Source organism: Thalassobacter sp. 16PALIMAR09, from assembly GCF_000765485.1.
In the GTDB taxonomy this organism is placed as follows: Bacteria; Pseudomonadota; Alphaproteobacteria; order Rhodobacterales; family Rhodobacteraceae; genus Thalassobacter; species Thalassobacter stenotrophicus.
The window spans coordinates 1-586 of sequence record NZ_JHAK01000038.1; the positions used below are offsets into that span (position 1 = coordinate 1).

Annotated in this window: 1 protein-coding gene and 1 pseudogene; both read left to right on the forward strand. The window is 58.2% G+C overall.

Translation table 11 applies throughout. The features are described from left to right. Window positions 1-186, forward strand: a pseudogene (locus tag PM04_RS17255) (IS21 family transposase); the annotation flags it as partial. Further along, window positions 176-586, forward strand: a 411-nt coding sequence (locus PM04_RS17260; protein WP_038009170.1) for an ATP-binding protein, incomplete at its 3' end; no start/stop codon positions are given. The pseudogene PM04_RS17255 and the gene PM04_RS17260, both read left to right, overlap by 11 nt.

Sequence of the window (586 nt, forward strand, 5' to 3'; positions counted from 1 at the left end):
CTTGAAGCAGGTGTCCCCACCAAGACACACATCCTGAACCTGCTGCACCGATTGATCGACCGCAGACCGACAGATCACCCAGAGGTCGATCCGCCGAACGCGCTGGCATTGCAGACGACACCAGAGGCCAATGTAGATCGCTATGACGACCTGAGACAGACTGGGGAGAAGCGTCATGCGTCATGATCCAGCCGGAGCGTCCATCGTCATCATGCTGCGCAGCCTCAAGCTCTATGGCATGGCAAATGCGGTCGAAGACTTGGTCGCACAAGGTGCGCCAGCGTTTGAAGCGGCGACACCGCTTCTATCACAACTGCTCAAGGCCGAGATCGCAGAACGGGAGGTACGGTCCATCGCTTACCACACAAAGGTGGCGCGCTTCCCCGCATACAAAGACCTCACCGGCTTCGATTTTGCGTCCAGCGAGATTAACGAAGCGACGGTGCGGCAGCTGCACCGCTGCGAGTTTATCGAAGCGGTCGAGAATGTCGTGCTTATTGGTGGTCCAGGCACAGGTAAGAGCCACACAGCTACAGCAATCGGCGTTCAGGCCATCGAGCACCACAGGCGCAAGGTCCGCTTCTTC